19 protein-coding genes and 1 pseudogene are annotated in these 20,614 nt (G+C 61.4%); 13 read left to right on the forward strand and 7 right to left on the reverse strand.

Going from position 1 to position 20,614, the window contains the following annotated elements; genetic code table 11:
• Positions 1-31 precede the first annotated feature (31 nt).
• From FBY10_RS24395 to FBY10_RS24420, 6 genes are read left to right on the forward strand one after another with little or no spacing between them, the layout of a single operon-like run.
• Positions 32-724, forward strand: coding sequence for an RDD family protein (locus FBY10_RS24395; RefSeq protein WP_131697906.1), 693 nt, complete (start codon positions 32-34; stop codon positions 722-724).
• A complete protein-coding gene (locus FBY10_RS24400; RefSeq protein ID WP_131697907.1) occupies positions 721-1,701 on the forward strand; it encodes a stage II sporulation protein M in 981 nt (326 codons plus the stop codon). Before FBY10_RS24395 ends, FBY10_RS24400 begins: the two co-directional genes overlap by 4 nt.
• Positions 1,688-3,208 carry a DUF4129 domain-containing protein gene (locus FBY10_RS24405; RefSeq protein WP_145337857.1) on the forward strand — a complete coding sequence of 507 codons (1,521 nt, stop codon included), beginning with the start codon at positions 1,688-1,690 and terminating at the stop codon, positions 3,206-3,208. Before FBY10_RS24400 ends, FBY10_RS24405 begins: the two co-directional genes overlap by 14 nt.
• Positions 3,205-4,362, forward strand: a complete 1,158-nt coding sequence (locus FBY10_RS24410) for a DUF4350 domain-containing protein (protein WP_145337856.1) — start codon at positions 3,205-3,207, stop codon at positions 4,360-4,362. Before FBY10_RS24405 ends, FBY10_RS24410 begins: the two co-directional genes overlap by 4 nt.
• Positions 4,359-5,354, forward strand: coding sequence for a MoxR family ATPase (locus FBY10_RS24415; protein ID WP_131697910.1), 996 nt, complete (start codon positions 4,359-4,361; stop codon positions 5,352-5,354). Before FBY10_RS24410 ends, FBY10_RS24415 begins: the two co-directional genes overlap by 4 nt.
• Positions 5,355-5,361: 7 nt before the next feature.
• Positions 5,362-6,693, forward strand: a complete 1,332-nt coding sequence (locus FBY10_RS24420; protein ID WP_145337855.1) for a DUF58 domain-containing protein — start codon at positions 5,362-5,364, stop codon at positions 6,691-6,693.
• 60 nt (positions 6,694-6,753) lie between these two features.
• Here FBY10_RS24420 and FBY10_RS24425 read toward each other — a convergent pair whose 3' ends face one another.
• Positions 6,754-7,113, reverse strand: coding sequence for a PilZ domain-containing protein (locus FBY10_RS24425; RefSeq protein WP_131697912.1), 360 nt, complete (start codon positions 7,111-7,113; stop codon positions 6,754-6,756).
• Between the two features lie 225 nt (positions 7,114-7,338).
• On the reverse strand, positions 7,339-7,713 hold the full coding sequence (locus FBY10_RS24430) for a hypothetical protein (protein ID WP_025854787.1): 375 nt from the start codon (positions 7,711-7,713) through the stop codon (positions 7,339-7,341).
• Positions 7,714-7,888: 175 nt separating this feature from the next.
• On the opposite strand from FBY10_RS24430, the gene pyk reads away from it, so the two are divergent.
• Positions 7,889-9,340: a pyruvate kinase gene (pyk, locus tag FBY10_RS24435; RefSeq protein WP_027605512.1), complete on the forward strand. Its 1,452-nt coding sequence runs from the start codon at positions 7,889-7,891 to the stop codon at positions 9,338-9,340.
• Between the two features lie 106 nt (positions 9,341-9,446).
• Here the strand turns inward: pyk and FBY10_RS24440 are convergent, their stop codons facing one another.
• Complete coding sequence (locus tag FBY10_RS24440) at positions 9,447-10,196, reverse strand: enoyl-CoA hydratase-related protein (protein ID WP_145337854.1); 750 nt, start codon at positions 10,194-10,196, stop codon at positions 9,447-9,449.
• A 30-nt stretch (positions 10,197-10,226) separates the two neighbouring features.
• Entirely contained in the window at positions 10,227-11,159 is a 933-nt protein-coding gene (locus FBY10_RS24445) for an iron-sulfur-binding ferredoxin reductase (RefSeq protein ID WP_131697914.1), read from the reverse strand.
• 218 nt (positions 11,160-11,377) lie between these two features.
• Here FBY10_RS24445 and FBY10_RS24450 point away from each other — a divergent pair, with 218 nt between their 5' ends.
• The 4 genes from FBY10_RS24450 to FBY10_RS24465 all read left to right on the forward strand — a co-directional run bounded on the left by FBY10_RS24450 (position 11,378) and on the right by FBY10_RS24465 (position 17,588).
• Positions 11,378-12,901: a fumarate hydratase gene (locus FBY10_RS24450; RefSeq protein ID WP_145337853.1), complete on the forward strand. Its 1,524-nt coding sequence runs from the start codon at positions 11,378-11,380 to the stop codon at positions 12,899-12,901.
• A 105-nt stretch (positions 12,902-13,006) separates the two neighbouring features.
• Positions 13,007-14,773, forward strand: coding sequence for an ATP-binding protein (locus tag FBY10_RS24455; protein ID WP_131697915.1), 1,767 nt, complete (start codon positions 13,007-13,009; stop codon positions 14,771-14,773).
• Complete coding sequence (locus FBY10_RS24460) at positions 14,767-16,101, forward strand: sigma-54 dependent transcriptional regulator (RefSeq protein ID WP_145337852.1); 1,335 nt, start codon at positions 14,767-14,769, stop codon at positions 16,099-16,101. The genes FBY10_RS24455 and FBY10_RS24460 overlap by 7 nt, the downstream gene beginning before the upstream one ends.
• A 167-nt stretch (positions 16,102-16,268) precedes the next feature.
• Positions 16,269-17,588 carry an MFS transporter gene (locus FBY10_RS24465; protein ID WP_131697917.1) on the forward strand — a complete coding sequence of 440 codons (1,320 nt, stop codon included), beginning with the start codon at positions 16,269-16,271 and terminating at the stop codon, positions 17,586-17,588.
• 116 nt (positions 17,589-17,704) lie between these two features.
• Here the strand turns inward: FBY10_RS24465 and FBY10_RS31580 are convergent.
• Positions 17,705-17,869 (reverse strand): annotated as a pseudogene (locus FBY10_RS31580) (hypothetical protein); the annotation flags it as partial.
• 83 nt (positions 17,870-17,952) lie between these two features.
• Between FBY10_RS31580 and FBY10_RS24470 the strand changes: the two are divergent.
• Positions 17,953-18,585, forward strand: coding sequence for a flavin reductase family protein (locus FBY10_RS24470; RefSeq protein ID WP_131697918.1), 633 nt, complete (start codon positions 17,953-17,955; stop codon positions 18,583-18,585).
• A 125-nt stretch (positions 18,586-18,710) separates the two neighbouring features.
• On the opposite strand, the gene FBY10_RS24475 is transcribed toward FBY10_RS24470, so the two are convergent.
• Both FBY10_RS24475 and FBY10_RS24480 read right to left on the reverse strand, forming a co-directional pair.
• Positions 18,711-18,956, reverse strand: coding sequence for a hypothetical protein (locus FBY10_RS24475; protein ID WP_027605503.1), 246 nt, complete (start codon positions 18,954-18,956; stop codon positions 18,711-18,713).
• Between the two features lie 42 nt (positions 18,957-18,998).
• Complete coding sequence (locus FBY10_RS24480) at positions 18,999-19,340, reverse strand: antibiotic biosynthesis monooxygenase family protein (RefSeq protein ID WP_065925866.1); 342 nt, start codon at positions 19,338-19,340, stop codon at positions 18,999-19,001.
• A gap of 327 nt (positions 19,341-19,667) precedes the next feature.
• Between FBY10_RS24480 and FBY10_RS24485 the strand changes: the two genes are divergently transcribed.
• Positions 19,668-20,597 carry an AraC family transcriptional regulator gene (locus tag FBY10_RS24485; protein ID WP_131697919.1) on the forward strand — a complete coding sequence of 310 codons (930 nt, stop codon included), beginning with the start codon at positions 19,668-19,670 and terminating at the stop codon, positions 20,595-20,597.
• The last annotated feature ends 17 nt before the right edge of the window (positions 20,598-20,614 follow it).

Raw genomic sequence — 20,614 nt, forward strand, 5'->3', positions numbered from 1 at the left:
CTCCAGCCGCTCTGCACTGCCAAGGATCGCGATGCCATCAGCCCCATTGGATACCCTCTACCAGATCGAGACCCCGGAGGGCATCGACCTGCCGCTGCGCCCAGCCGGACTGGTGTCACGGGCGCTGGCATTTGCCTTCGACCTCGGCGCACGCGCAGTGATCATGGGCGTGCTGCTGGTGCCGTTGGCGCTGCTCGGCAATATTGGTATCGGCCTGGGGTCGCTTTTGTTGTTCCTGGTCAGTTGGTGGTACATGGTGCTGTTCGAGGTACTCAACCAGGGCTGCTCACCGGGCAAACAGGTCATGGGCTTACGGGTCGTACAGGACGACGGCACCCCCATAGGCTGGTCGGCGTCGCTGATCCGCAACCTCCTGCGGTTTGTCGACATGCTGCCTTTCGGCTACTTTCTCGGCGCAATCAGTTGCTTGCAACATCCTCACTTCAAACGCCTTGGCGACCTGGCCGCTGGCACCTTGGTGGTCTACCGCGAACAGCCTCTGGCACGTCCCCAGGTACCTCAAGCTGCGGCACTGCGCTTGCCGTTTGCCCTGGACCTGAGTGAGCAGCGAGCGATTCTTGGCTTCGCGGAACGCCAGGGTGAACTGTCCGCCGAACGGGTACACGAGCTCGCCTCGATCCTTGCAACGCCGCTGCAAGTATCCCCGGCCCGCGCCGTGGAGCAACTCAATGGTGTGGCCCGTGGCCTGTTGGGGCCGACATGAAGCAGAGTCTCTTCGAAAGCCGTTACCAGCACCAATGGCAATCCTTTGCCGAACAGCTGAAGTTGTTGGAGCACGGCAAGGCCAAGGCCAGTGACATGGCCGATTTCCCTCATCAATACCGGCGTCTATGCCAGCACCTGGCCCTCGCCCAGGAACGCGGCTACAGCAGTTACCTGGTGGACCCCCTGCAACAACTGGCGTTGCGCGGCCATCAACAACTGTATCGCCACCGCAGCCAATTGGCGGCGAATCTGCTGAGTTTCATCCTGGCCGACTTTCCGCGACTGGTACGAGACCAGTGGCGTTTCGTGTTGATTGCCAGCCTGCTGTTCTTTGGCAGCCTGCTGGGCATTGCCCTGCTGGTCTATCTGTTTCCCGACCTGATCTACAGCATTGTCAGCCCCCAGCAGGTGGCCGAGATGCAGAGCATGTATGACCCCGAAGCCAGCCGGCTGGGGCGTGCTGCCGAACGTGCTTCGAGCGAAGACTGGATGATGTTTGGCTACTACGTAATGCACAACATCGGTATCGCCTTTCAGACATTTGCCGCCGGTTTGCTGTTCGGCCTGGGCAGTGTGTTTTTCCTGATATTCAATGGGCTGATCATCGGCGCGATTTCCGGGCACCTGACCGAAATCGGCTATGGGCAGACCTTCTGGTCATTCGTCATCGGCCATGGGGCCTTTGAGTTGACGGCCATTGCACTCGCCGGTGCCGCGGGCTTGCAACTGGGCTGGGCGTTGATCGCCCCGGGGCAACTGACCCGTGGCGAATCCCTGCGGCTCGCAGCTCGCAAGAGTGTGCAACTGCTGTGCGGTGTCATGGTGTTCCTGCTGATCGCGGCATTTATCGAGGCCTACTGGTCTTCCACCACCCAGATCGCCCCTTGGGTCAAATACCTGGTGGGCGCTGCACTTTGGCTGCTGGTGGCGGCTTACCTGACCTTTGCCGGACGGACTCGCCATGCGCCTGAGTAATGCCAGCGTGGCGATTCGACCGCGTACCGCATGGGAGGCCATGGACCTTGGGGTATTAATGGCCCGGGAACATCGCCTGCTGTTGATGAGCAGTTGGGCGCTGGTGACCCTGCCGGTTTTTGCCCTGCTTACCGCGTTGCTATGGAAGTACCCATCCGCAGCCATGTTCCTGTTCTGGTGGTTCAAACCGGCCTTCGACCGCTTGCCTCTATATATCCTCTCCAAAGCCCTGTTCGGCGAAACGCCCAGCCTTAAACAGGCTGTGCGCGAATGGCCAAGACTGCTTAACCACCAACTGCTGGCCAGCCTGACCTGGCGCCGACTTAGCCTCAGCCGTAGTTTTGTAATGCCGGTCAGCCAGCTCGAAGGTTTGGACGGCCAGGCGCGTCAGAAACGCCTGGGCGTGCTGCAGCAGCGCAATGCCGGTGCCGCGCGGTGGTTGACCACCGTTGGGGTGCACCTGGAAATCGGGTTGTGGTTCGGCTGCATGGCACTGTTCTATCTATTCATTCCGCAACAACTTGAACTGGATTGGGATTGGCAACGGTTGGCGCTGGCGACGGGCTCCGAGGGGGTCTGGCTGGAACACTTGAGCAATGCCTTCTACGCCTTGATCCTGTTGTTTTGGGAGCCCATCTATGTCGCCTGTGGTTTCAGCCTTTATCTCAATCGTCGCACCCTACTGGAGGCGTGGGACTTGGAACTGGTATTCCGCCGCCTGCGCCAGCGCCTCAGCAGTGCAGCGCCGCTGTTAATGCTGTTAATCGGACTGACCTTGCTGTCATTCAACCCGCCCGCCATGGCGGATGAAGCCAAACCACTGCCCCCCCAAAGCGCAAGCCAATTCATCAAATCGCTGCTGGACAAGCCTCCCTTCAAAAATCCGGAAACCGTCACCCGCTATCGCTTTGGCGAAGAAAAACCCGTCGTTAAAAACAAGGCACACAGTGACGGCAAACTTCCGGCATGGCTGCAGGCACTGCTGGACAACCTCAACAGCAATACTTTCAAGCCTGTCGCCCAAGGCCTGGAAGTACTGTTATGGAGCCTGCTGATCGGTGGCGTGGCCCTGCTGGCATGGCGTTATCAGGACTGGTTGCGCACCTTTGTCAGCCTGCGCGGGGCACGTACACCCAAAGCGGCGAAACCATCACCCGCACAATTGTTCGGCTTGGAGCTGGGCACCGAGACACTGCCCGAGGATATCGCCAGCACTGCCGAGCAACTCTGGTCTACCCAACCACGGGAAGCCCTCGGCCTTTTGTATCGTGGCCTGCTGAGCAGGTTGTTGCATGATTTCAACCTGCCCCTTAAAAGCGCCGACACCGAAGGTCAGGTCCTGCAACGCATTCACCAGTTGCAGCAGCCGCAGTTACTGGCCTTCAGTGATGAATTGACTCGGCACTGGCAAAACCTTGCCTATGGCCACCACCTCCCCCCGGTCTCAGCCCAGCAGAAATTGTGCAACGATTGGCGTGCCCTGTTCAGTTCGGGAGGCGCCCAATGAACCGGCCATTACTGTGGGTGGGGCTACTGATGGCGTGCCTGCTTGGAGCGGGCGGCTTTTACGCTTGGAGCAAAGCGATCCCCTATGAAGAAGTGGTGGACCGCGGCCCCTCCCCGGAAGCCATGGCCAACCCTTACCTGGCGGCCGAACACTTTCTGCGCCAGCAAGGCCTGGCCGTGGAACACGCCAATGGCCTGGAACGCCTGACTACCCTGCCCGCCAAGGGCAACAGCCTGTTGTTACTGGGCGAGCGCGGCAACATGTCGCCACGCCAGGTAGGGCAATTCCTGGACTGGGCCAAGTCCGGCGGCCATCTACTGGTAGTCGCCGAGGCCCTGTGGGACGAAGAAGCCGGCAAGAGCGGCGACATGCTGCTCGATCGCCTGCATATCCACCAAGCCCTCAGCGATGAACCTGATGACCCCGCACCGGCCCGCAAAAACAAAGCACCGGACCTGACCAAACTCTATGTCGACAACGACACCGCCCCGGCCTATTTCAGTTTCGACACCGACTTCAATCTCATCGACCCCAAGCACCAGGCACAATTTTCAGCCAATAGCGCCAGGTCGAGCCACTTGATGCAACTCGATGTCGGACAAGGCCGCGTCACGGTGATCACCGACAGCGACCTGTGGAAAACACCGGCTATTGGCAAACACGACAATGCCTGGCTGCTGTGGTACCTGGCCCAGGGCACTGCCGTGACCTTGTTGTTCAACAGCAACGTGGATGACCTGTTCACCCTGCTGCTGCGTTATTTCCCCCAGGCGTTGGTGGCGCTCATTGCCCTGATTGCCCTGGCACTCTGGCAGGCAGGTATGCGCCAGGGCCCAATCCAGGCGCCCGCCCCCAAGGCACGCCGGCAATTGCAGGAGCACCTGAAAGCCAGTGCCGACTTCCTGCTGCGTCGCAGCGGCCAAGGCACACTATTGCAGGCCTTGCAGCGCGACATCCTGCGCGCCGCACGGCGGCGTCATCCCGGCTTTGAACATCTCGACAACACGGAACAGGGGCGAGTACTTGCCCACCTGACGCGCCAACCCTCTCACGTCATCAGCCAGGCCCTCGGCCCACTCCCGGCAAAACGGCTTTCCAGTGCCGATTTCAGCCGGCAGGTGGCGTGCCTGCAAACCCTCAGGAATGCCCTATGAGCGAATTTCCCAGCGCTAACACCCTGCCCGGCGACTCTCTGCAACGTGCCAGCCAGCAGGCCCAGGCCCTGCGCATTGAACTGCGCAAGGCGGTGATCGGGCAGGATCAGGTGATCGATGATGTACTCACCGCGCTGATCGCCGGCGGCCACGTATTGCTCGAGGGTGTCCCCGGGCTGGGCAAGACCTTGCTGGTACGTGCCCTGGCCCGTTGCTTTGACGGCGAATTCGCGCGTATCCAGTTCACCCCGGACCTGATGCCCAGCGATGTCACCGGCCACGCGGTGTACGACCTGCACACCGAACAGTTCAAGCTGCGCAAGGGGCCAGTATTTACCCACTTGTTGCTGGCCGACGAAATCAACCGCGCCCCGGCCAAGACCCAGGCTGCCCTGCTCGAAGCCATGCAGGAACGGCAAGTCACCCTCGAAGGCGAGGCGCTGCCCATCGGCCAGCCGTTCATGGTACTTGCCACGCAAAACCCCATCGAACAGGAAGGCACCTATCCCCTGCCGGAAGCGGAACTGGACCGTTTCATGCTCAAGGTACGCATGGACTACCCCGATGCTCAGCAGGAACTGGATATGGTGCGCGAAGTGACGCGCTCATCACGGGCCGACATGCTGGATGTGCAACCGTTGCGCACCGTGCTGAAGGCCGAGGACGTGCTGCAACTGCAACGGATCGCCAGTGAACTGGCTCTGGATGAACACGTGCTCGACTATGCCGTGCGCCTGGCGCGAGCAACCCGCAGCTGGCCGGGACTGGCCATAGGCGCCGGCCCGCGAGCCTCCATCGCCCTGGTACGCGGCGCCCGCGCACGGGCCTTGTTACGTGCAGGCGAGTTCGTCACACCGGACGACATCAAGGGCTGTGCCCTGGCGGTACTGCGTCATCGGGTACGTCTTGCGCCAGAACTGGATATAGACGGGCTGGAGGTCGACCAGGTGCTCAAGCAGTTGCTGGACCAGATTCCGGCCCCCCGGCAATGACCCGTCCATGAAACCGACCCGTCTGTTATTAGCCTGGCTTAGCGTACTGCTGGGTTTGAGCATCCTGCTGGGCGCTGCGGCAGCCTTGCAGTTCAAGGTACCCGACACCTTGCACTCAATAGCGTGGGGCTTGCTCCTGGCGCTGTTGCTGCTGGCCATGCTGGACGCACTGCGTCTGCGCCGCCGACCCTCGCCACGCGTGCACCGGCAGATGCCCGGCAGCCTGGCGCTGGGCCGCTGGGGCGAAGTACGCCTGTCCTTGGAATATGACTACCCACAGGCGCTGACGGTGCAGGTGTTCGATCACGTCCCCGATGGGCTAAGCGTGGAAAACCTGCTCCAGTCCATCGAATTGCGCCCTGGTGAACGCAGTGAGCTGGGTTATCGCCTGCGCCCCTTGCGGCGTGGGCATTTCACGTTCAGTCGCTGCGAAATCCACCTGCCCAGTCCATTGGGGCTCTGGTCTGCAAGGCGCTTTATCGACGCCGAGGATGCCACCCGCGTCTATCCGGATTTCGCCCGCCTGTACGGGGCACAACTGCTGGGTGTGGATAACTGGCTGAGTCAACTGGGGGTACGCCAACGGCAACGACGAGGATTGGGACTGGAGTTTCATCAGTTGCGCGAGTTTCGTGAAGGCGACAGCCTGCGGCAAATCGATTGGAAAGCTACCGCGCGGCAACGTACCCCCATCGCCCGGGAATATCAGGACGAGCGCGACCAGCAGATCGTGTTCATGCTCGATTGCGGCCGCCGCATGCGCAGCCAGGATGACGAGCTGTCCCATTTCGACCACGCCCTCAATGCCTGCCTGCTCCTCAGTTATGTGGCCCTGCGTCAGGGCGATGCGGTGGGGTTGTGCACCTTTGCCGCTGACCCGCCCCGCTACCTGGCGCCGGTCAAGGGCTGCAGCCAGTTGAACCTGTTACTCAATACGGTCTATGACCTGGACACCACCCGCCGAACCGCCGACTACCAGGCAGCAGCCAGCCAACTGCTGGCCCGGCAGAAACGTCGGGCATTGGTCATTATTGTCAGCAACCTGCGCGATGAAGACGATGAGGCGCTGCTCTCCGCCGTCAAGCGCATCAGTCGCCAACATCGGGTGCTGGTGGCGAGTATGCGTGAGGAAGTACTCGATCGACTGCGCCAATCCCCCGTACAAACCTTGCCCGAAGCCCTGGCCTACAGCGGTACTGTCGACTACCTCAATACTCGGGATGAATTGCATGACCGCATGAACGCCCACGGCCTGTCGCTGTTGGATACGTTGCCATCAGAAATGGGCGTGGCCTTGGTGACACGCTACCTGGGTTGGAAGAAAGCCGGTGTATTCTAAAAAAAGCGCACGACTGCGGCAGGGACAGTAGCCCCCGGCCGCATCGACGACGCGCTGCTTCTAGGCCGAAGCCTGCAAGGGATCAAAACTGAAGTACTGCAACAGCACGTTGATCAGTTGCCCATACTCCTGGGGAGCCTCAAGCACGCTGAACCCGGAATCGTAGTGCTGCGGGTTGATATCTTCATGGCTCCACAGGCAGGTCGCCGTGATGTCGATGGCATGGAACGTGTCGCCAGCTCCGGGTATCTTCAAACACAACTCGAAATCCACATTGACCATCATCGGTAACTGGCTGATCAACATCAGCCCGTCTTCAGAGACGTTACCCAAAAAACCTATGGGTTTGTCGGTGACGCGGTTAAATACTTGCAGGAAATACGGTAGTTGATGCCGCTCGATCCGTCGGTCGGTAAACATGGTGAGATCGCCATCCAGTGGCCATGACTCTGGCCGTGCCAGTGATTCGGAACGAGCGCAATTGCTCGCTCTCCCTGGATCTCGGTGTGACAACGGACAACATTTTGTCACTCGACAGCTGCCGAATCCGGGCCCTGCATCCGTTCGAATAGAAACTTGTACAAACGAACATTGAAAGAATAGCCCAAGACTGGCAACGGGCTAGTGGTTGAATGACGAATGCCATCACAAAGAGGCGGGCCGCGGCTGTGCCACGCTCGCCCCGGGGTAATGACCCAGTTGTTGCAAGGTGTCCAGCCTCGCGCGGGCACGGTAGGCGTACTCGCTCGACGGGTATTGGTTAATGATGAATTGATAGGTTTGCACGGCGTCGACGAACAGTTTCTGGCGTTCCAGGCATTGCCCGCGCAACATCGAAACTTCCGGTTGTACATAACGCCGTGTACGGCTCTCGCGGTCGACCTGGGATAGTTCCAAAGTGACGCGCTCGCAATCACCGACCTTGTACGCCCGGTAGGCATTGTTCAAATGGTGGTCCATCGACCAACGGGTGCAGCCGACAACACTGACGGCCAGGGCAGCAATGAGCAAAATTCGCATGAAGGTTCTCCTGTCTTGTGCAGTGTATCGACCCCTCGTCAAAAATCTTCAAGGATGTTCATCTATTCAACCGGCGCGAAAACAAGCGAATCGTCGATAAGTAGTGCAAACGAACAATGACTACAACCAAAGAGCATAGTAGCCTTCCTCAGCGCTTGAACTCAGGAGTCTGTGCATGTCCGTCCGTCGTACCAAAATCGTCGCCACCCTTGGCCCGGCCAGCAACTCGCCGGAAGTCCTCGAACAGCTGATTCTGGCTGGTTTGGACGTTGCCCGTCTGAACTTCTCCCACGGCACCCCGGACGAGCACAAGGCTCGCGCCAAGCTGGTGCGTGACCTGGCCGCCAAGCATGGCCGCTTCGTCGCACTGCTGGGTGACCTGCAAGGCCCGAAAATCCGTATCGCCAAATTCGCCAACAAGCGTATCGAGCTGAAGATCGGTGACAAGTTCACCTTCTCCACCAGCCACCCGCTGACCGAAGGCACCCAGGACGTCGTGGGTATCGACTACCCGGACCTGGTCAAGGATTGCGGCGTCGGTGACGAGCTGCTGCTGGACGACGGTCGCGTGGTGATGCGCGTCGACACCGCTACCCCCACTGAATTGAATTGCACGGTGATCATCGGCGGCCCGCTGTCCGACCACAAAGGCATCAACCGTCGCGGCGGTGGCCTGACCGCGCCAGCCCTGACTGAAAAAGACAAGGCCGACATCAAGCTCGCCGCTGAAATGGAAGTGGACTACCTCGCCGTGTCCTTCCCGCGCGACGCCGCCGATATGGAATACGCCCGTAAACTGCGCGACGAAGCCGGCGGTACCGCCTGGCTGGTGGCGAAGATCGAACGCGCCGAAGCCGTGGCCGATGACGAAACCCTCGACGGCCTGATCAAGGCGTCCGACGCCGTGATGGTTGCCCGTGGCGACCTGGGTGTGGAAATCGGTGACGCCGAACTGATCGGTATCCAGAAGAAGATCATCCTGCACGCCCGCCGCCATAACAAAGCGGTGATCGTCGCGACCCAGATGATGGAGTCGATGATCCAGAACCCGATGCCGACCCGCGCCGAAGTGTCCGACGTGGCCAACGCCGTGCTCGACTACACCGACGCCGTGATGCTCTCGGCCGAAAGTGCCGCCGGCCCGTACCCACTGGAAGCCGTGCAGGCCATGGCGCGTATCTGCGTCGGTGCCGAAAAGCACCCGACCAGCAAGACCTCCAGCCATCGCATCGGCAAAGTGTTTGAAAGCTGCGACCAGAGCATCGCCCTGGCAGCCATGTACACCGCCAACCACTTCCCGGGCGTGAAGGCGATCATCGCCTTGACCGAAAGTGGCTACACGCCGTTGATCATGTCGCGTATCCGTTCTTCGGTGCCGATCTACGCGTTCTCCCCGCACCGCGAAACCCAGGCCCGTGCGGCCATGTTCCGTGGCGTGTACACCGTACCGTTCGACCCGGCGTCGTTGCCGCCCCATGAAGTCAGCCAGGCAGCCATCGACGAGCTGATCAAGCGCGGCGTGGTGGAGAAAGGCGACTGGGTTATCCTGACCAAGGGCGACAGCTACCACACCATCGGCGGCACCAACGGCATGAAAATCCTGCACGTTGGCGACCCAATGGTCTGAGTGACAGGCAGAGAAACAAAAGCCCTGCCATGTGAATGGCGGGGCTTTTTGCTTTCCGTGTGGCAGGGAGCACGTCGAATCGTCGCACCGCCCCTCCCACATCTGGTTAACGCCTATCCATAAACCCCGACAGTGCCGCAATCGCTTCCGGTGACTTCAAGCGCTGCACAAACAGCGCCCCCTCCTCCTCGATCACTTGCCGTAACTGCTCACGGTCCACGCTCTTCATCAACTGCTTGCTCACCTGTACCGCCCCCGGCGCCAGGTCTTCAAAGCGCTCGGCCATCTCCCGTGCCTTGGCCAACGCTGCCTCGCCACTGCCCAACGCTTCGGTAGCAATCCCCCACGCTGCCGCTTGTTCGCCAGTAAAACCCTCGCCCAACAACAGCAGTTCAGCCGCCTTCGCGTGCCCCAGCAAACGCGGCAGGATCAGGCTCGACCCAAACTCCGGACACAGCCCCAAATTGACGAACGGCATGCGCAACCGTGCATCGCGGCTGATGTACACCAGGTCGCAATGCAGCAACAGGGTCGTGCCGATACCCACCGCCGCACCCGCTACGGCTGCGATCACCGGCTTGCGGCAGTTGAGCAGGCTTTTCATGAAGTGAAACGCCGGGCTGTCGAGGTCGCTGGGCGGTTGTTCGAGAAAATCGCCGACGTCGTTGCCGGCGGTAAAACACCCGCTGCTGCCCTGGATCAGCACGGCGTTGATGTCCGGGTCCGCGTCGGCCTGCTCCAACGCCTGGGCCAATTGGCTGTACATGGCTCGGGTCAGGGCGTTTTTCTTGTCCGGGCGATTGAGCTGCAGGGTCAGCAGCCCGCGCTCGCGTTGCAGCAGGATGGCATCGGTCATGGCGAATCTCACGGCAGTGGAATTCAGCACTCAACCACGGGACAGGAACACATCGGCCAGCAGTTGATTGCGCGGCAGTCCCGCCAGGAACAGGCGCTTGGAGAAGGCCTCGACGCTGACAGGATGCCCGCAGAGTAAGGCCAGCGTTTGCCGGGAAACAAGCCGCAGTTGCGCCAATGCCTGGGCCGACTCGGCCGCAGTCCACAGCTCCACCGTCAGGTTCGGATGACGCGCAGCCAGCTCGGCCAGGGGCCCGGCCAGGTAATGACCGTCGGCATCATGGGCCAGGTGAATCAGGCGGATGGCGCCCTGGTGATCCTGGCGCAACGCCTCGCGCAGCACACCCCACAAAGGGCCCAGGCCGGTACCGGAAGCCAGCAGCCACAGCGGCCGGGATTGCCAGTCGGGATCGTATTGCAGTGCGCCGCCACGCAATTCTCCCAGGCGCAGGCGATCACCCGCCGACAATGCTCGCGCGGCATCGCTGAATGCGCCGGGCTGCCGGCAATCGATATGAAACTCCAGGAAAGCATCCTCCTGAGGCAGGCTGGCCAGGGAGTAAGGCCGTGCCACCTGCCCGGCCCACACCACCAGGTGCTGCCCGGCGCGATACCGCAACCCGCGCTCCGGTTGCAGCCGCAAGCGCAGCACCGAGGCACTCAACCAATCGGCACCCACCACCTGGGCCGGCAAACCGTCACGCAGCGGGTCGAACGCTTCGACCTGCAGATCGCCGATCACCTGGCACTGGCACGCCAGGCGCCAGCCCTCCTGGCGTTGTGCCGGGCTCAGGGCATCGGGCTGCTGGTCCTCGACCTCACCCTGGCACCGCACCAGGCACGCATGACAACTGCCGGCTCGGCAGCTGTAAGGCACGGCCACACCCGCCTGGTTCAAGGCATCCAGCAGGTTGCTGCCGGTGGCTACCGACCAATGGCGTTCGCCGACGTACAGTTCAGGCATGGAAGGACTCAATCACAAGGGGTGCGCACAGGGAATCATGCCTGCGACAGTTTGACCATAGTCGGGTGTATCGGCCACCGTGCCGGGTTATACTGCCGCGCCTTTTTAGCGTCGCGCCTGCACCACTTGGCGTGCCTTGGAAAGGTGGACTCAGCCGACCGATGCACCCCCACTGAGCCCACCTTTATTGAATGTTCCCTTATAGAGGAGCGCGACTCATGACCGTGATCAAGCAAGACGACCTGATTCAGAGCGTTGCCGACGCCCTGCAATTCATTTCCTACTACCACCCCGTTGACTTCATCCAGGCGATGCACGAGGCCTACCTGCGCGAAGAATCGCCGGCAGCCCGTGACTCCATCGCGCAGATCCTGATCAACTCGCGCATGTGCGCCACCGGCCATCGCCCGATCTGCCAGGACACCGGTATCGTCACCGTGTTCGTGCGCGTGGGCATGGACGTACGTTGGGATGGCGCCACCATGGGCCTGGACGACATGATCAACGAAGGCGTGCGTCGCGCCTACAACCTGCCGGAAAACGTCCTGCGTGCATCGATCCTGGCCGACCCGGCCGGCGCACGCAAGAACACCAAGGACAACACCCCGGCCGTGATCCACTACTCCATCGTCCCGGGTGACACCGTGGAAGTGGACGTGGCGGCCAAGGGCGGCGGTTCCGAGAACAAGTCGAAAATGGCCATGCTCAACCCGTCCGACTCCATTGTCGACTGGGTGCTCAAGACCGTTCCGACCATGGGCGCCGGCTGGTGCCCACCGGGCATGCTCGGCATCGGCATCGGCGGCACCGCCGAGAAAGCCGCGGTGATGGCCAAGGAAGTGTTGATGGAATCCATCGACATCCACGAGCTGAAAAAGCGCGGCCCGCAGAACCGTATCGAAGAGATGCGCCTGGAGCTGTTCGAGAAGGTCAACCAACTGGGCATCGGCGCCCAGGGCCTGGGTGGCCTGACCACCGTGCTCGACGTGAAGATCATGGACTACCCGACCCACGCCGCTTCGCTGCCGGTGTGCATGATCCCCAACTGCGCCGCTACCCGTCACGCGCACTTCGTGCTCGACGGTTCGGGCCCGGCGTCGCTGGAAGCGCCTTCGCTGGACGCCTACCCGGAAATCGTCTGGGAAGCCGGCCCATCGGCCCGTCGTGTCAACCTCGACACCCTGACCCCGGAAGAAGTACAGAGCTGGAAGCCGGGCGAAACCGTGCTGCTCAACGGCAAGATGCTCACCGGTCGCGACGCGGCGCACAAGCGCATGGTCGAGATGCTGAACAAGGGCGAAAGCCTGCCGGTGGACCTCAAGGGTCGCTTTATCTACTACGTCGGCCCGGTTGATCCGGTGCGCGAAGAAGTGGTTGGCCCGGCTGGCCCGACCACCGCGACGCGGATGGACAAGTTCACCCGTCAGATCCTCGAGCAAACCGGCCTGCTGGGCATGATCGGTAAATCCGAGCGCGGCCCTACCGCGATCGAAGCGATCAAGGACCACAAGGCCGTGTACCTGATGGCCGTGGGCGGCGCCGCTTACCTGGTGGCGCAAGCCATCAAGAAGTCGCGCGTGGTTGCCTTCGCCGAATTGGGCATGGAAGCGATCTACGAGTTCGACGTAAAAGACATGCCGGTCACCGTTGCGGTGGACAGCAAGGGCGAATCCGTCCACATCACCGGTCCTGCCATCTGGCAGAAAAAGATCAGTGAAAGCCTGGCGGTAGAAGTGCAGTAAGCACTTTCCCGCAAGGATAAAGGCGACTGCGGCCCCATGGCCCAGTCGCCTTTTTTATGGCTCATGCTATGGTGCACTCCCCTTACCGTGCCTGCCTATCACCGTATGATCGTGATCCCTCGTCCCCTGCGCCTGACCTTCTATTCCCTGCTGATCATCGCCGGTGCGTTGCTGGCCGCTGCCTTGGCCACGCGCCATGCCGAACGCCAGGCATTGGTGGACGATGCGGCACGCGCCAATCAGCAACTGGCGCTGTACGCCAATTCCCTGCACACCCTGATCGAACGCTACCGCGCCCTGCCCGCCGTGCTGGCGCTGGACTCGGAGATGATCAACGCGCTCAAAGGCCCGTTGGACGCCAGCACCCAGGACCTGCTCAACCGCAAGCTCGAACGCATCAACGGTGCAGCCCAGTCCTCCACCCTGGAACTGATGGACCGTACAGGCCTGGCCGTGGCCGCCAGTAACTGGAACTTGCCGAGCAGTTACGTCGGGCATAACTACGGGTTTCGGCCGTATTTCAGCCAGACCAAGAGCCAAGGCACCGGTCGCTTTTACGCGGTAGGCGTGACCACAGGGATTCCGGGCTATTTCCTCTCCAGCGCGGTGCTCGATGAACACGAGCAGTTCCTTGGTGCCATGGTGGTGAAGCTGGAGTTCCCTGAGCTGGAGCGCGAATGGGCCCAGGGCAATGACCTGTTGCTGGTCAGCGATGCACGCGGCATCGTGTTTATCGCCAACCAACCGGGCTGGCGTTATCGCAACCTGCACCCGTTGTCGGCCAGCGACCTCGCCGAACTCAAGGCCACCCGCCAATACGACAAGAAACAACTGCAGCCGCTGGACACCCAAACGTTGCAACGTTTCGACGAAAACAGCCACCTGATGCGCGTCAACGGCCCGGATGGCAACGCCAATTACATCTGGGAGTCCCTGCCGCTGAAGGCCGAGGGCTGGACCCTGCACCTGTTGCGCAAACCCCAGTTCGCCTTTGAAGACCAACGCAACGCCGGCCTCGCCGCCGCCGGTTCCTGGCTGGCACTGGTGTTCCTGGCGCTGTTCCTCAGCCAACGCTGGCGCCTGGCCCGTTTACGCCAGCGCAGCCGCGAAGAACTCGAACAGCTTGTGGAGGAGCGCACCCAGGCCCTGCGCACCGCCCAGGATGGCTTGGTGCAATCGGCCAAGCTGGCGGCGCTGGGGCAGATGTCCGCCGCCCTCGCCCATGAGATCAACCAGCCACTGACCGCCCAGCGCATGCAGTTGGCGACCCTGCGGTTACTGCTGGACCACGGTCGGGTGGACGACGCCTACAAGGCCCTGACCCCGCTGGACGATATGCTCACACGCATGGCCGCGCTGACCGGCCACCTCAAGACCTTTGCGCGCAAAAGCCCCAGCGGCCTGCGCGAACGCCTGGACCTGGCCACCGTGGTCGACCAGTCCCTGCACCTACTCGATGCACGCTTGCGTGATGAAGCCATCGGCACCGTGCTGGACCTGGCCCGCCCCGCCTGGGTACGTGGCGATGCGATCCGCCTCGAACAGGTGCTGATCAACCTGCTGCGCAACGCCCTCGACGCCATGGCCGACAAACCACGCAAGCGCCTGGAAATCCGCCTGCACGCCGATCAGCAACTGTGGCAACTCACGGTCAGCGACAGCGGCGGCGGGATTGCCGAAGAGCACCTCAACAGCGTGTTCGACCCGTTCTTCACCACCAAGCCGGTGGGCGACGGGCTCGGCTTGGGTCTGGCAGTTTCCTACGCTATCGTGCACGAATTGGGCGGTCGCCTGGTCGCCAGTAACCGTGGCGACGGCGCGGTATTTACCCTGACCTTGCCTATCGCGCTGGAGACACCCGACTTATGTTGAACGCGGTGATTGTGGTCGATGACGAAGCCAGCATTCGTACGGCCGTCGAGCAATGGCTGAGCTTGTCGGGGTTCGAGGTGCAGTTGTTCAGCCGCGCCGAGGCCTGCCTGGCGCAACTGCCCAGGGACTTTCCCGGGGTCATCCTGAGCGACGTGCGCATGCCCGGACTCAGCGGCCTGGAGCTGCTGGCCGAAGTGCAACGCCGTGACGCCGACCTGCCGGTCATCCTGCTGACCGGGCATGGCGATGTACCGATGGCCGTCGAAGCCATGCGCGACGGCGCCTACGATTTCCTGGAAAAACCCTTCAGCCCCGATGCCTTGCTCAACAGCCTGCGCCGCGCGCTGGACAAGCGCAGGCTGATCCTCGAAAACCGCCGCCTGCACCAACAAGCTGATCATCGAGCGCAGCTGGAATCGAGCCTGCTCGGTGTGTCCCGTGGCTTGCAGAACCTACGCCGCCAGGTACTCGACCTGGCGAGCTTGCCGGTCAACGTCCTGATCCGTGGCGAGACCGGCAGCGGCAAGGAGCTGGTCGCCCGCTGCCTGCATGACTTCGGCCCACGCGCGAAAAAACCGTTCGTGGCGCTCAATTGCGCGGCGATTCCCGAGCAGTTGTTCGAGGCCGAACTGTTCGGTCACGAAAGCGGCGCCTTTACCGGCGCCCAGGGCAAGCGCATCGGCAAACTGGAGTACGCCCATGGCGGCACGCTGTTCCTCGATGAAATCGAAAGCATGCCCCTCGCCCAGCAAGTGAAGCTGTTGCGCGTACTGCAGGAGCAAAAGTTAGAGCGGTTAGGCTCCAACCAGAGCATCCACGTGGACTTGCGCATTATCGCCGCCACCAAGCCGGACCTGCTGGAAGAAGCCCGCGCCGGGCGCTTTCGCGAAGACCTGGCCTATCGGCTCAACGTTGCACAACTGCGCCTGCCGCCTCTGCGCGAGCGCCGCGAAGACATTCCGCTGCTGTTCGACCACTTTGCCCAAAGCGCTGCCGAGCGCCTGGGCCGCAGCGTCGAACCGCTGAGCGGCATGCAACTGGGGCGTCTGCTCAGCCATGACTGGCCGGGCAATGTGCGCGAGTTGGCCAACGTCGCCGAACGTCAGGTGTTGGGCCTTGGCGAGCCGGAGCCAGAAGGGATCGAAGCCGGGCAATCGTTGGCCGCGCAGCAGGAGGCGTTCGAGGCCCATTGCCTGAAGGCTGCATTGACCCGGCATAAAGGCGATATCAAGGCGGTGCTGGCGGAGTTGCAACTGCCACGGCGCACCTTCAACGAAAAGATGCAGCGCCATGGGTTGGCCAGGGACATGTTCCTGAAAGATGAATGAGCGGATTTCCGCTCATCCCCCTAAAAAACATCAGCGACTTTCCGCTCAAAATAAACCCCAGACCCTTCTAGACCGGACCTTCATCTATCTGGCACAGCTCCTGCTATAGCCCCAGCCAGGCTGCGCTCGCGCCGCTCCATAAAAACAACTAGATGAAGGATCCTTCAATGGATAACTCCAACACCTTGCCTCTGGGGTCGGCGGCCGCGCCGGCTAAAGAACGCTCCACCTCCAGCCGGATCAAATCGATCTTCAGCGGGTCGGTCGGCAACATGGTCGAGTGGTACGACTGGTACGTCTATGCCGCTTTCTCGCTGTACTTCGCCAAAGCCTTCTTCCCGAAAGGCGACACCACCGCCCAATTGCTCAACACCGCCGCGATCTTCGCCGTGGGCTTCCTGATGCGCCCGATCGGTGGCTGGCTGATGGGCCTGTACGCCGACCGTGCGGGTCGTAAAGCGGCACTGATGGCTTCGGTCCTGTTGATGTGCTTCGGCTCATTGATCATCGCCCTGAGTCCCGGTTACGAAACCATCGGCGTCGGCGCGCCGATCCTGCTGGTATTCGCGCGTCTGCTGCAAGGCTTGTCGGTCGGTGGCGAATACGGCACCTCGGCCACCTACCTGAGTGAAATGGCGACCAAGGAACGTCGCGGCTTCTTCTCCAGCTTCCAGTACGTGACCCTGATCTCCGGCCAGCTCATCGCCCTGGCGGTACTGATCGTGCTGCAACAAGTGCTCACCACCGAGCAACTGTACGACTGGGGCTGGCGTATCCCGTTCGCCATCGGCGCCCTGTGCGCAGTGGTCGCGCTGTACCTGCGTCGCGGCATGGAAGAAACCGAGTCGTTCACCAAGAAGGAAAAAGCCAAGGAAAGCGCCATGCGCACCTTGATGCGCCACCCCAAGGAACTGATGACCGTGGTCGGCCTGACCATGGGCGGTACCCTGGCCTTCTACACCTACACCACCTACATGCAGAAGTACCTGGTGAACACCGTCGGCATGAGCATTTCCGACTCCACCACCATCTCGGCGGCAACGCTGTTCCTGTTCATGTGCCTGCAACCGATTGTCGGTGGGCTGTCGGACAAAGTCGGCCGTCGGCCGATCCTGATCGCCTTCGGCATCCTCGGCACCCTGTTCACCGTGCCGATCCTCACCACCCTGCACACGATCCAGACCTGGTGGGGCGCGTTCTTCCTGATCATGGCGGCGCTGATCATCGTCAGCGGCTACACCTCGATCAACGCAGTGGTCAAAGCTGAACTGTTCCCGACCGAAATCCGCGCCCTGGGCGTGGGCCTGCCGTATGCGCTGACCGTGTCGATCTTCGGCGGTACCGCTGAATACATCGCGCTGTGGTTCAAGAGCATCGGCATGGAAACCGGTTACTACTGGTACGTGACCGCGTGTATCGCGGTGTCGCTGGTGGTCTATGTGACCATGAAGGACACACGCAAGCATTCGCGGATTACCACGGACTAACGGTTGAATGCAGTAACAAATGTGGGAGCGGGCTTGCCTGCGATGGCGGTGGACCAGCCAGGGTTGTATTAGCTGAAACACTGCCATCGGGGGCAAGCCCCCTCCCACATTTTGAATCAGGACACCTCTGCTACCGGGCTCCGGCCATACCGACGCTGTGCATACGACGCCCCGGCAATCACCACCACCAGCACCGCCGCCAATACCGCCGATGATCCAATGGTGCCGAAATTCCACCCGCCCTTTTCATGGGGCCTGGTCAGGAAGTCGCCCAGGGTCGCCAAATTCCATAGGATCGATGGAAATTCGTCGCCGTGGATTGCACTATGGCGGCCTCCCAGAACCCCGCAGCAGGAGCCCGGCCATGTCTGACGCTATCCACTTCTACGAACCGGCCAACGGCCACGGCCTGCCACACGACCCGTTCAATGCCATTGTCGGGCCACGGCCGATTGGCTGGATTTCATCCCACGACAGCAACGGGCGCCTGAACCTGGCGCCCTACAGTTTCTTCAATGCGTTCAACTACATTCCGCCGATCATTGGGTTTTCCAGCGTCGGGCGTAAAGACAGCCTGAACAACATCGAACAGACCGGCGAGTTTGTGTGGAACCTGGCCACCCGCCCGTTGGCCGAGCAGATGAACCAGAGCTGCGCGGCCGTCTCGCCGGATGTGAATGAGTTCGAGCTGTCCGGCCTGACGCCGGTGGCGTCGAAAATCATTGGCGTGCCGCGGGTGGGCGAGAGCCCGGTTTCGTTCGAGTGCAAGGTGACGCAGATCATCCAGCTGCAGCGCGCTGACAAACAGCTGGTACCAAGCTGGCTGGTGCTGGGCGAGGTGGTCGCGGTGCACATTGCCAAGTGGTTGCTCAAGGATGGGGTGTACGACACCGCCGCCGCCGAGCCGATTTTGCGCGGTGGCGGCCCGGCGGATTACTTCCAGCTGGGGCCGGAGGCGTTGTTCAAGATGTACCGCCCAGGCGCCAGCAAACCCTGACTAAAATACAGTCAAAAAGTGGGAGGGGGCTTGCCCCCGATGGCAATGTCACATTCAACCTCTTTGTTGACTGACACACTGCTATCGGGAGCAAGCCCCCTCCCACATTAGATTGTCAGCGTTGTTCAGCTGGCGGCGCTCGCCCAGGTCAGTTGACCCTCTTCATCCACACCGATCAACCGTTCAAGCTGCACGGTGGCTGCATCATCGGCATCGGAGGCAGTCTTGAACGTCTGTCCATCCAGGATCTTGTGAAACTGCGGTGCGCCCATGCCATCCAGTGCCTTGACGGCGACGGCGGCGCTGTAGCCCCCTTCACCCGGTACTACGGCGGAAACGGCTTCGTGGTGGGCAAATTGTTTACGTGCCATGTTGCAGGTCCTGGCCAATGGAAAAGTGGGCCATTCTAACCATTAACCGGCCAGTTGCAGGTACTCGCCGTAGGCATTGGCGGCAGAGGCATCGGTGAAGGTCTGGAAGTCCATGCTGCGCACGACCATGTCGTTCAACAGCTCGGTAAAGATCATCAGGGCCGGCGAGTTGAAGTAGGCGCTCATCGCCTGCTCGCTGCTCCAGAAACCCGAGATCAACCAGACATCGGGATCGACCTGGGAATGCTGCAACGAGAACTGCAGGCAACCCTGAGCCTGACGGCCCGGTTCGATCAAACTGCTCAAGCGTGCACCCAGTTCGGTGCTGCACCCGGTGCGGGCGCGGATAAAGGCCATATGGCTCGCGGGAATGGGGGTGGACATGTTCGACTCTCCCGTTGAGAAGTGATGCTCGGCAAGCACTGTGAGGGCGTGTTGCCACAGGATCAAAGATAACGGCGCGGGTGCGGGCGCGGTTAGTCAATTCCTGCAGGCTTATTGCACAATCCTGCGAGAAGCGTAGACAGGACGTTCCGCCCGCCGGTTTATTCCACAGACCAACGCCTTATTTCAGGGAGTTGACAGCCCCGGCGCTTGCCTGATTCACGCGGTGTCGCAGGATCAGGCAAGGATTGTGCAGAATCGACCTAACACTGTTTGAAAAGCCGCCGCTAAGCTGAGCCCATCAAAAAAGCATGCAGAGGACGCCTTATGCCGTCGCCCGAACATCAGTCCATGCCCCTCGACGCCGAGACGGAAAAACAGCGCGCCGAGCTGGCGAGCATCGTGCATCGCCATACCTGGGAAGACGGCTCTTATGGCACCGCGATTACGTCACTGTTCCTGAACCGCCACAACACGCCGCGTGACTTCATGCCGGTGCTGGTGGAGCCTGCGTTGTGCATCCTCGCCAACGGCAGCAAGGAAGTGCGCCTGGCCGACGAAATCTTTGCCTACGACCCGCTCAATTACCTGGTGTTCTCGGTGGCGATGCCGGTGGCCGGGCGGATCATCGATGCCACGCCGGAAGATCCGAACCTGTCAGTGCGCATCAATATCGACCCGGCGCAGCTCACCGCCTTGATCGCCGAGGCCGGCCCCATGGGCGTGCCCACGCGCCCGACATCGCGCGGGATGTATGTGGACCGCATCGACCCCCAGTTGCTCGACGCCGCGCTGCGCCTGGTGCGCCTGCTGGATACGCCCAAAGACATCGCCATGCTGGCGCCGCTGATCAATCGTGAAATTCTCTACCGCCTGCTGCGCGGGCCGCAGGGTTATCGCCTGTATGAAATTGCCGTGGCCAATAGCCAAAGCCATCGCGTCAGCCAGGCGATCAAGTGGCTCAATGGCAACTACGAACAACCGTTGCGCATCGATGACCTGGCCAAGGAAGTGAACCTCAGCGTCTCGACCCTGCATCACCGTTTCAAGGCGATTACGGCCATGAGCCCGCTGCAGTACCAGAAACAGCTGCGTTTGCAGGAGGCACGTCGGCTGATGATTGCCGAAGGGCTGGAAGCGTCGGCGGCGGGGTATCGGGTGGGGTATGAAAGCCCGTCGCAGTTCAGCCGGGAGTACAGTCGGTTGTTTGGGGCACCGCCGCTGAGGGATTTGGCCAGACTGCGCCAAAGCGTCTGACCCACATTTGCCCAACC

This window comes from Pseudomonas sp. SJZ103, from assembly GCF_007828335.1.
In the GTDB taxonomy this organism is placed as follows: domain Bacteria; phylum Pseudomonadota; class Gammaproteobacteria; order Pseudomonadales; family Pseudomonadaceae; genus Aquipseudomonas.

Bases quoted from the DNA above. Each gene is read 5' to 3' on its own strand.
- FBY10_RS24395 (WP_131697906.1), top strand. From the start codon at position 32: ATGCCATCAGCCCCATTGGATACCCTCTACCAGATCGAGACCCCGGAG.
- FBY10_RS24400 (WP_131697907.1), top strand. From the start codon at position 721: ATGAAGCAGAGTCTCTTCGAAAGCCGTTACCAGCACCAATGGCAATCC.
- FBY10_RS24405 (WP_145337857.1), top strand. From the start codon at position 1,688: ATGCGCCTGAGTAATGCCAGCGTGGCGATTCGACCGCGTACCGCATGG.
- FBY10_RS24410 (WP_145337856.1), top strand. From the start codon at position 3,205: ATGAACCGGCCATTACTGTGGGTGGGGCTACTGATGGCGTGCCTGCTT.
- FBY10_RS24415 (WP_131697910.1), top strand. From the start codon at position 4,359: ATGAGCGAATTTCCCAGCGCTAACACCCTGCCCGGCGACTCTCTGCAA.
- FBY10_RS24420 (WP_145337855.1), top strand. From the start codon at position 5,362: ATGAAACCGACCCGTCTGTTATTAGCCTGGCTTAGCGTACTGCTGGGT.
- FBY10_RS24425 (WP_131697912.1), bottom strand. From the start codon at position 7,113: ATGTTTACCGACCGACGGATCGAGCGGCATCAACTACCGTATTTCCTG.
- FBY10_RS24430 (WP_025854787.1), bottom strand. From the start codon at position 7,713: ATGCGAATTTTGCTCATTGCTGCCCTGGCCGTCAGTGTTGTCGGCTGC.
- pyk (WP_027605512.1), top strand. From the start codon at position 7,889: ATGTCCGTCCGTCGTACCAAAATCGTCGCCACCCTTGGCCCGGCCAGC.
- FBY10_RS24440 (WP_145337854.1), bottom strand. From the start codon at position 10,196: ATGACCGATGCCATCCTGCTGCAACGCGAGCGCGGGCTGCTGACCCTG.
- FBY10_RS24445 (WP_131697914.1), bottom strand. From the start codon at position 11,159: ATGCCTGAACTGTACGTCGGCGAACGCCATTGGTCGGTAGCCACCGGC.
- FBY10_RS24450 (WP_145337853.1), top strand. From the start codon at position 11,378: ATGACCGTGATCAAGCAAGACGACCTGATTCAGAGCGTTGCCGACGCC.
- FBY10_RS24455 (WP_131697915.1), top strand. From the start codon at position 13,007: ATGATCGTGATCCCTCGTCCCCTGCGCCTGACCTTCTATTCCCTGCTG.
- FBY10_RS24460 (WP_145337852.1), top strand. From the start codon at position 14,767: ATGTTGAACGCGGTGATTGTGGTCGATGACGAAGCCAGCATTCGTACG.
- FBY10_RS24465 (WP_131697917.1), top strand. From the start codon at position 16,269: ATGGATAACTCCAACACCTTGCCTCTGGGGTCGGCGGCCGCGCCGGCT.
- FBY10_RS24470 (WP_131697918.1), top strand. From the start codon at position 17,953: ATGTCTGACGCTATCCACTTCTACGAACCGGCCAACGGCCACGGCCTG.
- FBY10_RS24475 (WP_027605503.1), bottom strand. From the start codon at position 18,956: ATGGCACGTAAACAATTTGCCCACCACGAAGCCGTTTCCGCCGTAGTA.
- FBY10_RS24480 (WP_065925866.1), bottom strand. From the start codon at position 19,340: ATGTCCACCCCCATTCCCGCGAGCCATATGGCCTTTATCCGCGCCCGC.
- FBY10_RS24485 (WP_131697919.1), top strand. From the start codon at position 19,668: ATGCCGTCGCCCGAACATCAGTCCATGCCCCTCGACGCCGAGACGGAA.